The organism is Streptomyces sp. NPDC092369 (assembly GCF_044755245.1).
Lineage (GTDB): Bacteria > Actinomycetota > Actinomycetes > Streptomycetales > Streptomycetaceae > Streptomyces.
On the sequence record NZ_JBIVQP010000005.1, the window covers coordinates 669,021 to 683,123 of the forward strand.

9 protein-coding genes and 1 tRNA gene are annotated in these 14,103 nt (G+C 71.2%); 4 read left to right on the forward strand and 6 right to left on the reverse strand.

Features of this window, described 5'->3' with window-relative positions; all coding sequences use genetic code 11:
* Positions 1-61 precede the first annotated feature (61 nt).
* The 4 genes from tmk (at position 62) to ACIQI8_RS31350 (ending at position 7,037) form a co-directional block, all read left to right on the forward strand.
* Positions 62-3,487, forward strand: a complete 3,426-nt coding sequence (gene tmk / locus ACIQI8_RS31335; protein WP_402357572.1) for a dTMP kinase — start codon at positions 62-64, stop codon at positions 3,485-3,487.
* Positions 3,488-3,792: 305 nt separating this feature from the next.
* Entirely contained in the window at positions 3,793-4,998 is a 1,206-nt protein-coding gene (locus ACIQI8_RS31340) for a DNA polymerase III subunit delta' (RefSeq protein WP_402357575.1), read from the forward strand.
* A gap of 259 nt (positions 4,999-5,257) precedes the next feature.
* A complete protein-coding gene (locus ACIQI8_RS31345; protein ID WP_402357578.1) occupies positions 5,258-6,844 on the forward strand; it encodes an alpha/beta hydrolase in 1,587 nt (528 codons plus the stop codon).
* A 119-nt stretch (positions 6,845-6,963) separates the two neighbouring features.
* Positions 6,964-7,037 (forward strand) — tRNA-Thr (locus ACIQI8_RS31350).
* A gap of 47 nt (positions 7,038-7,084) precedes the next feature.
* Here ACIQI8_RS31350 and ACIQI8_RS31355 read toward each other — a convergent pair.
* The 6 genes from ACIQI8_RS31355 to ACIQI8_RS31380 all read right to left on the reverse strand — a co-directional run bounded on the left by ACIQI8_RS31355 (position 7,085) and on the right by ACIQI8_RS31380 (position 14,098).
* Entirely contained in the window at positions 7,085-8,482 is a 1,398-nt protein-coding gene (locus ACIQI8_RS31355; protein ID WP_402357581.1) for a tyrosine-type recombinase/integrase, read from the reverse strand.
* Between the two features lie 65 nt (positions 8,483-8,547).
* The gene (locus tag ACIQI8_RS31360) at positions 8,548-8,748 is read right to left on the reverse strand and encodes a helix-turn-helix domain-containing protein (RefSeq protein ID WP_402357584.1); all 201 of its coding nucleotides are present in this window, start codon (positions 8,746-8,748) and stop codon (positions 8,548-8,550) included.
* 452 nt (positions 8,749-9,200) lie between these two features.
* Positions 9,201-10,676 (reverse strand): ATP-binding protein, encoded by a 1,476-nt coding sequence (locus tag ACIQI8_RS31365; RefSeq protein ID WP_402357587.1) that lies wholly within the window; start codon positions 10,674-10,676, stop codon positions 9,201-9,203.
* Positions 10,677-10,678: 2 nt separating this feature from the next.
* Positions 10,679-11,533, reverse strand: coding sequence for a bifunctional DNA primase/polymerase (locus tag ACIQI8_RS31370; RefSeq protein WP_402357590.1), 855 nt, complete (start codon positions 11,531-11,533; stop codon positions 10,679-10,681).
* Positions 11,534-11,630: 97 nt separating this feature from the next.
* Entirely contained in the window at positions 11,631-13,469 is a 1,839-nt protein-coding gene (locus ACIQI8_RS31375) for an ATP-binding protein (protein WP_402357593.1), read from the reverse strand.
* A gap of 320 nt (positions 13,470-13,789) precedes the next feature.
* On the reverse strand, positions 13,790-14,098 hold the full coding sequence (locus ACIQI8_RS31380) for a hypothetical protein (protein WP_402357596.1): 309 nt from the start codon (positions 14,096-14,098) through the stop codon (positions 13,790-13,792).
* Positions 14,099-14,103: the final 5 nt, after the last annotated feature.

Consider the following 14,103-nt stretch of genomic DNA (forward strand, 5'->3'; position numbering starts at 1 on the left):
GGGCGTGCGCACGTTCGGGTGGGCGCCGTGTCCTGTCAGTCCGTCCCGATAGGCTGAAAGCATGACGCGAGCCGAGCAGCCAACGGCCCACCACCCGGCCCCCGACGACGAGCTTGTCGCGGACTCCCGCGAGCGCGCCGTCCGCGCCCTGTTGCGCCAACCGCAGTTGAAGCGATTGTGGAGCGCGCAGTTCGTGGGGTCGGTCGGCGACACCCTCGCCCTGCTGGCGCTGGTGCTCCTCGCCCTGCAGGCGGCGATCGCCGAGGGCTCGTTCGGCGGCGGGTACCGAGGCGTGGCGTTCGCAGTGGCGACCGTCTTCGCGGTGCGCGTCCTCGCGACGGTGCTCTTCGGCGCCGTGCTCCTGGGCCCGCTCACCTCGCTGACCTCGCATGAAGGCCCGCTGGACCGCCGCTGGACCATGGTCGGCGCCGACGGACTGCGCGCCCTGGTGCTCATCGTCGCGCCCCTGTGGATCGACTGGACGCCGGACGACGCACTGGCCGTCCTCCTGGTGACCGCCTTCGTGACCGGTGTCGCCGAGCGCTTCTGGACGGTGTGCCGCGAGAGCGCGGCGCCCGCGCTGCTGCCGGGGCCGCCGCTGGAGGGCGCGACGGTACGGCCGCTGCCGGACCACATGGACGCGCTGCGCCGCCTCTCGCTGCGCACGACCTTCGTGGCGATTCCCGCCGCCGCCGTCGTACTCGTCGTGGCGGGGCTCCTCAACAACCTGCTGGGCACCGGGATCGAGTGGTTCGCGCAGCACCAGGCGGCCCTGGCGTCGTACGTCGCGGCCGGACTGTTCGCCGCGTCCCTGTCGGTGGTGACCTTCCTGGAGCTGCCCGACGCGCGTACGCCACGCGCGCGTTCACCGCTGGAAGGCCTGCGCCGCCCCAAGACGGGCACGGGCGTCGACAAGGGCCGCACGGGAGCCATCCCGCTGCTGGTGCCGGCCACCGCCGCCGTCGCCGGCGCGATCGCCGCGGCCGTCTCCGTGTCCGTGCTGCACGCCAAGGACCTGGGCGGCGGGCCGGTGACGTACGGGCTGCTGGTGTTCGGGCTGACCGGCGGTGTCGTCGTCGGCATCCGCACGGCCCCCCGGATGCTGGTGTCCCTCTCACGGCGCCGGCTCCTCGCGCTGGCGATCGCCTTCACCGGCGTCGCCCTGCTGGCCGCCGGTCTCGTCCCGGACGTCACCACGGTGCTGCTGATCGTCGCGCTGGCCGGCATCGGCGCGGGTGTGGCCGCCAACACCGGGCACACCCTGCTCGACCAGGAGGCCGAGGACTACCGGCGCGCGCGCACCACCGAGCATCTGCACGCGGTGGTACGGGTGTTCGTGGCGCTCGGCGCGGTGATCGCCCCGCTGGTCGCCGCCGGAATCGGTCCGCACCGGCTGGAGAACGGCAAGTTCGTGTTCGCGCACGGCGGCGCGGCCTTCACCCTGATGCTGGTCGGCGCGCTGCTCCTGCCGCTGGCCGCGATGGTGCTGGCCAAGGCCGACGACCGCGCCGGGGTGCCGCTGCGGCACGACCTGCGCGACGCGCTGCTCGGCGGCGACGACCCGGTGACGGTCCCCGCGACGAGCGGTTTCTTCATCGCTCTCGAGGGCGGCGACGGCGCCGGGAAGTCCACTCAGGCCGAGGCGCTCGCCGAGTGGATAAGGGCCAAGGGCCACGAGGTCGTGGTGACGCGCGAGCCCGGGGCGACGCCGGTGGGCAAGCGCCTGAGGTCGATCCTGCTGGACGTGTCCAGCGCGGGGCTCTCGCACCGGGCGGAGGCGCTGCTGTACGCGGCCGACCGCGCGGAGCACGTGGACACCGTGGTCAGGCCCGCGCTTGAGCGCGGCGCGGTGGTCGTCTCGGACCGCTACATCGACTCCTCGGTGGCCTACCAGGGGGCGGGGCGCGACCTGTCCCCGACGGAGATCGCCCGCATCAACCGCTGGGCGACCGACGGCCTCGTACCGCATCTGACCGTCCTGCTGGACGTGTCCCCGGAGGTCGCCCGCGAGCGCTTCACCGAGGCGCCCGACCGGCTCGAATCGGAGCCGGCCGAGTTCCACGCGCGTGTGCGCTCCGGTTTTCTCACGCTGGCCGCGGCCGACCCCGGGCGCTACCTCGTCGTGGACGCGGGCCAGGGGCCCGAGGCCGTCACGACCGTCGTACGTCACCGGCTCGACCAGATGCTGCCGCTGTCCGAGGCCGAGGTGAAGGCCCAGGAGGAGGCGCGCAAGAAGGCCGAGGAGGACGCCCGGCGCAGGGCGGAGGAAGAGGCCGCGCGCAAGGCGGAGGAAGAGCGGCTGGAGCGCGAGCGCCAGGAGCAGTTGGAGCGGCTGCGCGCCGAGGAAGAAGAGCGCAAGCGGCGCGAGCTGGAGGAGGCGCAGCGCCGCGAGGCCGAGCGGCAGGCGGAGGAGGCCCGGCTGCGCGCCGAGGAGGCCCGCCGTCGCGCCGAGGAGGAGCGCGTCCGGCTCCTCGCGGAGGAGAAGGCCCGCGCCGAGGAGGAGGCCCGCCGCAAGGCCGAGGAGGACCGGCGCCGCAAGCAGGCCGAGGAGGAGGCCCGACTGCAGGCCGAGGCCGAGGCCCGACGCCTGGAGAAGCAGCGCAGGGCGGAGGAGGCGCTGCTGCGGGCCGAGGAGGCACGGCGCCTGGCGGAGCGGGCCGCGGCCGCCGCGGAGGCGGGGCCGGGGACTGTGACAGGGCCGGCGACGGGGTCGGGGCCCGCAGGTGGCGGGGGTTCGGCCGGTGCGGCGGCTTCGGGGGCTGCTGGAGCGGCTGCCGCGGCTGCGGGTGCGCGGCCGGAGGCGACGACCGTGCCGACGCCGGTGGTGTCGCCGACGGAGGCCGCGGACGGGGCGAAGGCCTCTGGCGGGTCGGCCGAGTCCGGTGGGGCGGCGGACGATACGACCGTGCTGCGGCCGGTGCGTGAGGACGCGCGGGGCGAGCGGGGTCAGCAGAGTCAGCAGGGCGATGAGCGGGGCGCGGGTGGTTCTGGTTCCGGGCGAGCCGGTAAGGAGTCCGCGTCCGAGGTGACGGCACAGTTGCCGCAGCCGCCGGCTCCCGCGGGGGCCGCCGATGAGACGGCCGTGCTGCCGCCGGTGCCGCCGGGTGCGGCTGATGAGACGGCTGTGTTGCCTTCGGTCGGGTCGGGGGCGGCGGACGAGACGGCTGTGCCGCCGCCCGTGCCGCCGGGTGCGGCCGACGAGACCGCCGTACTGCCTCCCGTTCGGGGCGACGGGCCCGCGGATCGGGTTCCGCCGGGGTTCTTCCGGGAGGAGCAGGCAGAGGCGCCGTCCGAGCGGGGCGAGGACCGTACGCGGGAGATGCCCCAGGTCGACGCCGAGGGCACGCCCAAGCGGCGGCCGCGGTCGGATTGGGCCGAGGAGACGCCGTTGGACGATCTGCCGTCGCTGGCGGACGAGTTGCTCGGTCCGCGGGACGACGACGAGATCGACGAGGGGCGTGGACGGCGTTGGGGGCGGCGGGGCTGAGACCGCCGTCCGCGGGGGCCGCGGTTGACGTCGGTTGTTCGGTCGGCTGCGTCACAGCCGGCCGCTGCCTTCGCTGACTCAGGCGCTGGCCCCTGGGGCGGGGGCCGAGGTGGGCCGAGGGCTGGGGTGATCGTTCGGCCGGCTGTTCGGTCGGCGGCCTCGCTCGGGACCGCTCGGAGCCCAGCCGGCAGGTGGCCATGAGCCCCGTTCGGACCGGCGCAGCGCCCCGCTCGGACCCCGTTGTCAGTGGTGGCCCGCACAATGGAAGCCGCATCGCGAAACGTGACGAAAGGGCGGGGTGAGGCATGACCGTCTGGGACGACCTCGTCGGCCAGGAGAAGGTGGCCGAGCAGCTCGCCGCCGCTGCCCGGGACGCCGACGCGCTGGTCACGGCGGCCGGCACGAACACCCCGCCGCCCGAGGCGTCGAAGATGACACACGCGTGGCTCTTCACCGGACCGCCGGGCGCCGGGCGTACGCAGACGGCACGGGCGTTCGCCGCCGCCCTGCAGTGCGTGTCCCCGGACCGGGCGCTCGGCGGATCCCCGGGCTGCGGGTTCTGCGAGGGCTGTCATACGGCGCTCATCGGCACGCACGCCGACGTCACCACCGTCGCCGCCGTGGGCACGCAGATCCTCGCCGACGACATGCGGGACACCGTCCGCAAGTCGTTCACCTCCCCGGCGACCGGCCGCTGGCAGATCATCCTCGTCCAGGACGCCGAGCGGTTGAACGAGAAGTCGGCCAACGCCGTCCTCAAGGCCGTCGAGGAACCCGCTCCCCGCACGGTCTGGCTGCTCTGCGCGCCCTCGTTGGAGGACGTGCTGCCCACCATCCGCTCCCGCTGCCGCCACCTCAACCTGCTGACGCCCTCGGTCGACGCCGTGGCCGACATGCTCGTACGGCGGGAAGGGATCGAACCGGCCGTCGCCGCCGCCGCGGCCCGCGCCACGCAGGGGCACGTCGACCGGGCCCGCCGCCTCGCCACCGACCCGGCCGCCCGGGAGCGACGCACGGCAGTACTGAAGCTGCCGCTGCGGGTCGAGGAGGTCGGCAGTGCACTCAAGGCCGCCCAGGAGCTCGTCGACGCGGCCGCCGAGGACGCCAAGCAGCTCGCCGAGGAGGTGGACGGCAAGGAGACCGAGGAGCTGAAGGCGGCGATGGGCGGGGGCCAGGGCAGCCGGATGCCGCGTGGCACGGCGGGGGTGATGAAGGACCTGGAGGACAAGCAGAAGCGGCGCCGTACGCGGACGCAGCGCGACAGCCTCGACCTCGCCCTGAGCGACCTCACGTCCTTCTACCGCGATGTCCTCGCCCTCCAGTTCGGCTCCCGCGTGGCCATCGCGAACGCGGACGCCGGCGACACCCTGGACCGCCTCGCACGTGCCGGCTCCCCGGAGTCGACCCTCCGCCGCATCGAGGCGATCGCCGCGTGCCGGGACGCCCTCGACCGGAACGTGGCTCCGCTGCTGGCGGTGGAGGCGATGGCGATGGCGCTCAGAGCGGGTTGAGCCGAGCGGAGAGCGGCTGGGGCGAGCGGAGAACGGCTGGGCCGACCTGGGAGTGGGCTGGGCCGGGGTCACGGGCGGAGCTGGGACTGGGACGGGGACTGGGGCGGGTCGCTCTCGGGCGCTGCTCCGCTCAGCCGGACCTGGCGATCCAGGGGAGCGATCCAGGGAAACGATCAACGGGAGGTTGACCACGTAACTCGTACGAGGTTCATCGCACACGGAGAGCGTTCATCGCATCGCGCAGCGTTACGCTCGCGTGATGCACTTCAGGCGCCGCAGCATCCGCCCCGGTCGATCACGTACCGCCGCCGTTCTCCTTGCCACCACCGCCCTGCTCGCCTCCGCCTGCTCGACCTCGGGCTCGGCGAACTCCGTGGACGGTGCCGCGTCCGTGGCGTTGGCCGCGCTGCCGCGGGCCACGCCGGCGACGCTCGCGCCGTACTACGCGCAGAAGTTGAGCTGGCGCAGCTGTGGGGTCCCCGGCTTCGAGTGCGCCACGATGAAGGCGCCGCTCGACTACGCCGAGCCGGACGCCGGTGACGTCAGGCTGGCCGTCGCGCGCAAGAAGGCGACGGGCAAGGGCAAGCCGCTCGGGTCGCTGCTGGTGAACCCGGGTGGTCCGGGCGGCTCGGCGATCGGCTACCTGCAGCAGTACGCGGGGATCGGCTACCCGGCAGAGGTGCGGGCCCGTTACGACATGGTCGCCGTCGACCCGCGCGGGGTCGCCCGCAGCGAGCCCGTGGAGTGTCTCGACGGACGGGACATGGACACGTACACGCAGACGGACACCACACCGGACGATAAGAAGGAGGCCGGTGAACTCGTCGACGCGTACAAGGAGTTCGCGGAGGGCTGCGGGGAGCGCTCGGCGGAGCTGCTGAGGCATGTCTCCACGGTCGAGGCGGCGCGGGACATGGACATCCTGCGGGCTGCGCTGGGGGACCGGAAGCTGACGTATGTGGGGGCGTCGTACGGGACGTTCCTCGGGGCTACGTACGCCGGGCTCTTTCCGGACCGGGTGGGGCGGCTGGTGCTGGACGGGGCGATGGACCCGTCGCTGCCCGCGCGGCGGCTGAACCTCGACCAGACGGCGGGGTTCGAGACGGCGTTCCAGTCCTTCGCGAAGGACTGCGTGCAGCAGCCGGACTGCCCGCTCGGTCGCAAGGGCACCACGCCCGCCCAGGTCGGCAAGAACCTGAAGGCCTTCTTCCGCAAGCTGGACCAGCACCCGATCCCGGCCGGTGACGCCGACGGCCGCAAGCTCGGCGAGGCGCTCGCCACCACCGGTGTGATCGCGGCGATGTACGACGAGGGCGCGTGGGCGCAGTTGCGCGAGGCGCTGACGATGGCGATGAAGGAGAAGGACGGGGCGGGTCTGCTGGTGCTGTCGGACAGCTACTACGAGCGGGACGCGAAGGGCGACTACTCGAACCTGATGTTCGCCAATGCGGCCGTCAACTGCCTCGACCTTCCGGCGGCGTTCTCGACCCCGGACCAGGTGGAGGAGTCGCTCCCCGCGTTCGAGAAGGCCTCCCCGGTCTTCGGCGAGGGCCTGGCCTGGGCCTCCCTGAGCTGCGCGTACTGGCCGGTCAAGCCCACGGGCGAGCCGCACCGGATCGTCGCGAAGGGCGCGGCCCCCATCGTCGTGGTCGGCACGACGCGGGACCCGGCGACCCCGTACGGCTGGGCCCGCGCCTTGTCCCGCCAGCTCTCCTCGGCGCGCCTGCTCACCTACGAGGGCGACGGCCACACCGCGTACGGCCGCGGCAGCGACTGCATCGACTCCACGATCGACACCTACCTGCTCCACGGGACGCCTCCGGCGGCGGGAAAGCGCTGCTCATAGGGGGTGCGGTCGGCTTCTGACCGGCCTCGGGGGGCGCTGCTCCGGGGCCGGTACGGAGCACCCCTCGAAACTGTGTAGACTTTCCGACGTTGCTGATCGCACCATGGTGTGGCCAGCGCGCCGCCTTAGCTCAGATGGCCAGAGCAACGCACTCGTAATGCGTAGGTCTCGGGTTCGAATCCCGAAGGCGGCTCTGCCGAAGCCTCAGGGATCACTCGCCGTGACCTGGGGCTTTTGCTTTTACCGGATACGGCGGCGGGCACGGGAGCGGGCTGCGCGGCGGTCCCCAGTCTCAGTTCTAGTCTCAGTTGCGGCTGTGGGGGCAGGTTCCGGGGCGGGCAGGAACGTGTCTCCCATGCGGCGCATGGCGTCCTTCGAGAGGTGCGAGCGGCCTTTGACATAGCGGCGGGTCTGACTGATCTGGGTGTGCCGCAGGATCTCCATGATCGTGGGCATGTCGACCCCGAGTTCGTTCAGGATCGTGCCGGCCGTGTGGCGGCTCCCGTCGTAGAGACGCCGGTCTGAGATGCCCGCCTCTTCGAGCAGTTCCTTGAATTCCTCCCAGTCGGCACGGGGATCGATGGGGCGCCCATCGGGTCGGGTGAACACGGCCTGGTGTTCCTGCCAGAGTTCGCCGGCTGCCTCGCGTAGTTCGTCCTGCTGTGCCTTGTGCGCGATCAGGTAGGGGACGAAGGCGGGCGGGACCGGCACGGGGTTAGTGCTCTTCTTGGTCTTGGGGCGAGTGAAGGCCAGTCCTCCGCCCTTGCGGTCGGGGCAGATACTCGCGTGCTTGACGCACGTCGACGTGCATGGCTTGGGACAGCCTCGCTTGTAGTTCCTGTGCGTCGCGCAGTCGGGAGGGCAGGGTTCGAAGCGGTGCAGACGTGCCCCGCAGGCGTGCGCGTCGACACAGCCGTGCCGCCATGTGAGGCGCTGTAGCTGCCACTTGGGGTGAAACAGTTCGGCCGTGAGGTCGACGTACGGCCACCGCAGTCCCAGGGTCTCGCCTTGCCGGAACCCCATGCCGACACCGACGATCCACCGCATGAACGTGGGCCGCTTGGCCGCCGCTTCCAGGAACGCCTTCGCCTCTTCCTGCGTGAACGGGTTCGCCTCGGTCTCATCGATCGAGGGCGGGTCGACCAGCGTGGCGACGTTCTCGCCGATCATTCGGCGGCGGTGGGCAATCTTCAGGGCCCGCGACAGGATGCGGTGCACCTTGACCACGTGGGACGGGGCACGGCCGGCATCGAGCATGGCTCGGTACATCTGCTCCAAGTGCTCCGGGGCGAGCTTGTCGATGCGGTGCCTCCCGACCCCGGGGACGATGTCGTTGCGGGTCTTGGACCAGTAGTCGTCCAGGGAGCGTGGCTTGAGCTTCAGGCTCGCGATGTCGGTCAGATAGATCTCCATCCACTGTCCAACCGTGGGCTTACGACCAGCCTTGGTCGCGCGCCCCTCATCACGCAGCTTCTCCAACTCGCGGACCTTGCGACGCACCGCAGGTTCGGTGCGGGCCATGCGGTGGCGTCGGTCGGGGCTTCCGTCGGGCAGTACACCCATGGTCACGCGACCGTGCCACCAGCCGTCATCGCCGAAGTAGATGGACGATTCCAGATTCGACTTCCGGGGGCTCATATGTGTTCCTCCATGCGGGAGGCGCCCCGAGCGGAGTGCTCGGGGCGCCTCAAGGTGCTCTCAGATCAGTTGGGCAGCAGTTCGAGGCTGTTGGCGTAGGCCTCAAGGACGTCCCAGCGGATCCGGCGGGAGCGTCCGCGCTTGACGTACTTGAGGTCGCCGGCGGCCATGAGTTCGTACACAGTGGAGCGTCCGAACCGGAGAACCTTGGCGGCTTCCTCGGGGGTATAGAGCAACTGACTGTGTGCCAGTACGGGGGTACTCATCGGGGCGTACTCCTCGATGCTCGGTCGGGGGCGGACTGTTCGCGAGGCTGTGTGTCCGAGGTTCGGATTTCTGCGTCACCCACGCCATCTGCGTCATTGGGGGGTCTGACCTGGGGTTTTGGGAGACGCGGTGGATCGGGGCTGCGTCACCCGTGCGTCATTGGCTGCGTCATCGGGTGACGCAGGTGACGCAGGATGACGCAGAATCAGCCGTTTGCGTCACCACTGTTCGCGCAGGTCAGCGGCCGTTTTCAGGCTCAGGTGACGCAGGTGACGCAGCGTCTTCCTACTTAGGACAAAGAAGGGGCTGCCTGTAGTACGTGGGTGCGCCCTTACAGAGCGAAAGAGGAGCCGCTTCGCGGCGCGACCTGGGGGCGGCTGCGCCGAACAGCAAGAAGAGCACCCGCGCGATGGTGCTCTTCTTGCTGTTCGCGTGAGCGTGCAGTTCGCGGTCAGAACGCCCGTGCCTGCTCGTGCGGCACTGGGGGGAGCGTGCGGGTCATTTCGAGGTAGCGGCCCGCCTTGGTGCGGCCCGCGTCGACCAGCACGCCCCGGGCGGCCAGGGTGGGTTGGAGGCGCTTGAGCCGGTCGGAGAGGACCTTGCCGGTGGTCGGCCACCCCTTGGGCAGAGGACGGCAGTCGTCGCCGCTGTAGAGGCGGCTGAGGCAGGCAAGCCACTCCGTGGACGTCATCTGCTGCGAGGCGCCCGGTTCGATGCTCTCGGCATGCAGGAGAACGGTCTGTGCCAACAGGTCGCCCTCGATGACGTCGTCGTTCAGGTCGTCCAGGCTGGCCCGGTAGGCGGGGAGTGCTCCGAGACCGGTCGCGGCGTCGAACTGCGCGCACAGGTGCGCGAAGTCCGCCATGCGCAGGTCGGTGGGGGTCTCCGCGTCCATGGCGCGCACCCTGACCGTGAGGTCCAGGAGCGAGCCGAGAACGACGGGCAGGACTTCCGCGTAGTCCGCCCACAGTTCGGCCTCGGTCCGCCGGACTTTGGGTCGCTCCAACCGCAGCGGCAGGAGCCGGTCTGCGAGGTCGGGGCGGATGACGCCGACGTCGATACCGGTCAGGAGCAGGGGTCGGCGGTAGCCGACGCGGAAGACGTCCCCGTCGGTGAACAGGGCGCGCTTGACGCTCTCGGCACCGGTGACGATGCAGCACATCGCGTCGGACAGATCCGGCGTCACGTGCGAGAGGTTGTCCAGCGCGGTGACCCATCCCGCAGCCACGGCCGCGATCAGGCTCTCTTCATCCTTGGGCGCCCTGCGCAGGTCGCCGCTCATCCCTTCGATGATCCTGGTGAGCATCCGTCCACCGGTGGACTTGCCCGCTCCCTGCGGGCCGGTGAGGAACGGCGCGGGCACCGGTACGGACGGACCGAGGCAGCCAATCAGCCAGGCGATGGCCAGGCACTCGGTCTCGGCGGTGGCGAAGTTGCACAGCCTCATCAGCAGATCGATGCCCTTGCCGTCGGTGTTCTTGGCAGGCAGGGGCAGTTCCCCGGTGAGCTGGGTACGGCGCCAGCACACCTCGCGCGGGTCGGGAACGGCGATGTCCCACCCGGTGGGGTGGATGCGGACGGACTGTCCGTCATCGCGTCCCAGGTCCAGCCAGGTAGCCCCATCGAAGCCGGGCGCGACGCGGATGTGTACGGGCTGGACGTTCTCGGTCAGGGCGAGTGCTTCGATCAGGTCCAATGCCTCTTTGATCGCGGACCCGTTGAACGCGCCGCGTCCGTCCCGGTACAGGCCGACCATGAGTTCTTGGCGGTGGCTGCCGGTGGTCCCCTGTGAGCGGATCGGGCGGGCGACGGGGTGGCCGTTCTTCTGGGCGTAGACGGTTCCGTCGGCGGTGCGGAAGTAGCGGAAGTGGGATTGGGCGTAGTCGGCGATGACTTCGCGGGCGGGGGTCTTGTCGTCGTCGGACATGGTCACAGTCCCAACGTGGTCAGGGCGTTGGTCCACGCGTCGGTGCAGTGCCGGACGCTTTCGCCTTTGGCCTGCGCGGCGTTGAACAGCCGCGCGGTGTGGGCGTCGGTGAGGCAGCCGCACCGGCCGTGCGTGGACAGCACCGCGAGGAACGTCCGGTAGACGGTGGCGTGCACCGTTTCCCGGGCGCCGGTGATGCGCTGCTCCGCCATGGCGATGCCACGATCCAGGTAGGTGGGGGTGCGGTGGGGGCACTTCCCGCCCCGAGCCGGTGCGGGCACGGTGACTCTCGCCGGCCGGACGGGGGCGGGCGCCTTCATGATCAGCGCACGTACGACGTCCGGGAGCGCCGTGATGGTGCCGGTGCCAGGTCCAAGCCAACGGGCGTACTGCATAAGGGACTTGATGTCGACGCCGGGCCGAACTGCGTTCGAGGAGGGCATGGCGCCCCGGTAGATCCAGTGCTCACCCCGCGTCGTCGGTACGATCCGCGTCGCGGGCAGGCTCGCGCGGGCCCACGCGATCGCCGCCGCGTTGTCGAGGTCAACGGCGGTGAGACCGGCGCCCCCGGGGTGGTAGGCCACGCCCGCCGCTTCCCGCCACGACCGCGCCCAGGTGGGCGAGTTGACGACGTTGGGGTTGGTGGTGGCGGCGGCCCAGCCGTGGCACGGGTACGGGCAGGCACACGGACCGGGAACCTTCATGTTCGGCCGGCCACCGCACGCGTTCTTCGCACAGGCAGGGCAGTTGCCGAACGGCACCTTCCCTGCTCGCAGCGGCAGCGGCGGCACGCCGGATGCGGCCAGGGCGAGAGCGGTAGCAAGGTGCTCTCGCCGAATGTCGGTCGGTTGGGTCATGCTGGAGGTCTCCAGTTCCTTGGCGGTGCTGGATTGGCGGCGGCCCCGGTTCTTGGTCGGATGGGGCCGCCGTTGACGTTCGCTCCCGCGGGAGCGCTCAGGCCGCTTGCTGGCCGGGCAGGAGCATGCCGTCGGCGGTCCGGTGCAGGCTGCCGCTCGCGGTCAGGGTCTTGATCTCCCGGGAGACGGTCCCCTTGTTGAGGCCCGTTCGGTCGGCCACGTCCCGCGCGGTGCGGGCACCGGCCTGCACAGCGGCCAACACCTTGTCCCGGTTGGTCGACGACCCCGACAGCGCGGCGGGCTCCTTGACCAGGTGCAGCGGTCGCGGCTGCCCGCCGGTCGACTGCGCGGGGGACCAGATCGATTTGGGCAGTGCGCGCACGCCGGCGTCGTCCAGGGTCCAAGTCCGGAGCATGCGCGGCCCGTAGCCCTTGAGATAGCCGTGCCCCCGGTACTCGCGCCCGTCCGGGATCTGGTGGGGGGCGTAGTGCGCGCAGTCGTCCAGCGCCACCTGTGCCTGTGTCGTGCCGGCCACCCGCAGCGAGAACCGCGTCAGGAGGTTCGGTGCGATCAGCTTGTGCACGCCGGGCGCCCCGCCGTCGGTGAGCGGGTACTGCGTCGCCCACCAGAGCACGACCCCGCGCGAGCGACCGAGTGAGGACAGTTCGATCAGGCGTTGCAGCCGGTCTTTGTCCTTGGTGATCAGGGCAAGGATCACCTGTCCCTCATCCACCACGACGGTGAGCTGAGGCCCGTCCCAGACTGAGATGCCGCGTGCCTTCATGTCGACCTTGCGGCGGGTCATCTCCGCGTGCGCCGCATCCACCGCGTCCGTGATCTCGCCTTGTTCCACGGCGACGCGGCAGACCGGCTCCCAGATGTTGGCCTCTTCGCCCTTGCCGTCGATCAGGAGTAGGTCGCCGCGCAGGTGCGCGGTGGCCATGAGCGGGCGGAACGACCAGGATTTGCCGGTGCCGGACGCGCCGGACACCAACAGTCGTTCGTCGAACGGGATCAGGACCTCATCACCGGTCTCGGTGTCCAGACCGAGACTCATGGCCAGCAGATCGGACGGGATGCGGTCCGGGGTCCACAACGAGGACACCCCCGCCGCTGCCGAACGGGTGGCCAGCGTGAGGACTGCCCAGCCGCCGCGCGAGGCGGACGTGATCCGCACGCGCAGCGCGGTGCGGGCACCGAGCAGGGCACGGACAGAGTCGACCTTGTCCGCGAGTGTCTTGACCGTCCACGTGCCGTCCAGGCGGATCTCACAGCGGATTCCGCCCGGCTCCATGGCCGGGGGCGTGGTGACCGTGCCGGACAGACCACGGTCGGGGGCGTGCTCGACCCAGTACGAGGGGTCGAGCCGTTCCATGAGCTGACGCTCTTCCACCGACACCGACTCATCCACGACGACGCGCAGCTTGCGCCGTCCGAGCGCGAGCGCGGTCACGTTCGCACCGATCAGCACAGCCGACGTAGCGGCCGGCCACAGGGTGAGGTGCGCGGTGGACAGGAGCGCGGACGCGATCGCACCGGGCACGGCGTGCACCGAATGCGCCTGCACCGCACGGGCCTTGAGCGTGCTGGGGTAGTTCACCCGCGCGGCCTTGAGCTTGGCGCGAGTGTCCCGCTCATGGCTCAAGGCCGCCTTGGCCGCCACCCGCGCCGCAAGCCGGCCGGCTGCGAACGGATTGTTCGACGCGGCCCGCGCGGCGAGTTGCTGCGACTTGGCGGTCGCGTGCGTGGACCGTGCGGCGTTGTGTTCCTTCTGCGCGGCCATGAGCGCCTTCAAGTGCTCGGGGGTGCGCAGCTTGTTGCGCCGGTCGGCTTCAAGGTCCCAGCGGGCCGCGAACGGAGCACACACCGGGGCCATGGAGTCGAGCGCCGTAGTGGTGGTGTTGGCGGTGGTCGACCATGCTTGTTTCCAGTCCACGAAAGGGTCCTCCAAGACCGTGGATGAGGGCCGGTGCGCCGTTGCGTGGCGTCACCGGCCCGCCGGGTTGCAGGGGGCAGGACTGTCGGTTGCGTCGACAGCACCGGTTGCAGCCCCGCAACCGCCTCTGACCTGCGAAGTTGCAGAGTTGAGCGAGGGGGAGGGTAGGGGCTCTACGCGCACGCGCGCGTAGAGCGGCAGAAAACAGGGCCCTGCAACCCCCTCGCGTGCCCGTCAACGGCCGTACGCGGCACGGGGGTTCTCACCCCACACGCGCGGGGGTTCGGGCGGCCTGCGGGCCGCGTACGGGCTTGGGCCGTTCAGTCCTTGGAGCGGGTGAGTCGGAGGGTGATCCCGCCGACGCTGACCGGGCCGGCCACGCTGCCGATGGCGATCGCGGTGTGCACGGCGAAGTCGAGGAGCGCCAGGAGCGCGGCGATGGTGGTGAAGACGCCGATGGCGCCCGCGCTCGCGACCGCGATCGGGTACAGGTACTCGCGCAGCGGCCGGCCGGTCTGGTCGGTGGTGTGGACGACGATGACGACCGGCTGACCGGTGGCTTCCGCGCGCCGGTAGGCGTCGGCGGGAATGTGCGGGGCGATGATCCCCGGCGGGTCACGATGTGCCATCAGGG

Coding starts and splice junctions, on each gene's coding strand:
- ACIQI8_RS31355 (WP_402357581.1), bottom strand. CDS start 8,482: ATGAGCCCCCGGAAGTCGAATCTGGAATCGTCCATCTACTTCGGCGAT.
- ACIQI8_RS31380 (WP_402357596.1), bottom strand. CDS start 14,098: ATGGCACATCGTGACCCGCCGGGGATCATCGCCCCGCACATTCCCGCC.
- ACIQI8_RS31340 (WP_402357575.1), top strand. CDS start 3,793: ATGACCGTCTGGGACGACCTCGTCGGCCAGGAGAAGGTGGCCGAGCAG.
- tmk (WP_402357572.1), top strand. CDS start 62: ATGACGCGAGCCGAGCAGCCAACGGCCCACCACCCGGCCCCCGACGAC.
- ACIQI8_RS31360 (WP_402357584.1), bottom strand. CDS start 8,748: ATGAGTACCCCCGTACTGGCACACAGTCAGTTGCTCTATACCCCCGAG.
- ACIQI8_RS31345 (WP_402357578.1), top strand. CDS start 5,258: ATGCACTTCAGGCGCCGCAGCATCCGCCCCGGTCGATCACGTACCGCC.
- ACIQI8_RS31365 (WP_402357587.1), bottom strand. CDS start 10,676: ATGTCCGACGACGACAAGACCCCCGCCCGCGAAGTCATCGCCGACTAC.
- ACIQI8_RS31370 (WP_402357590.1), bottom strand. CDS start 11,533: ATGACCCAACCGACCGACATTCGGCGAGAGCACCTTGCTACCGCTCTC.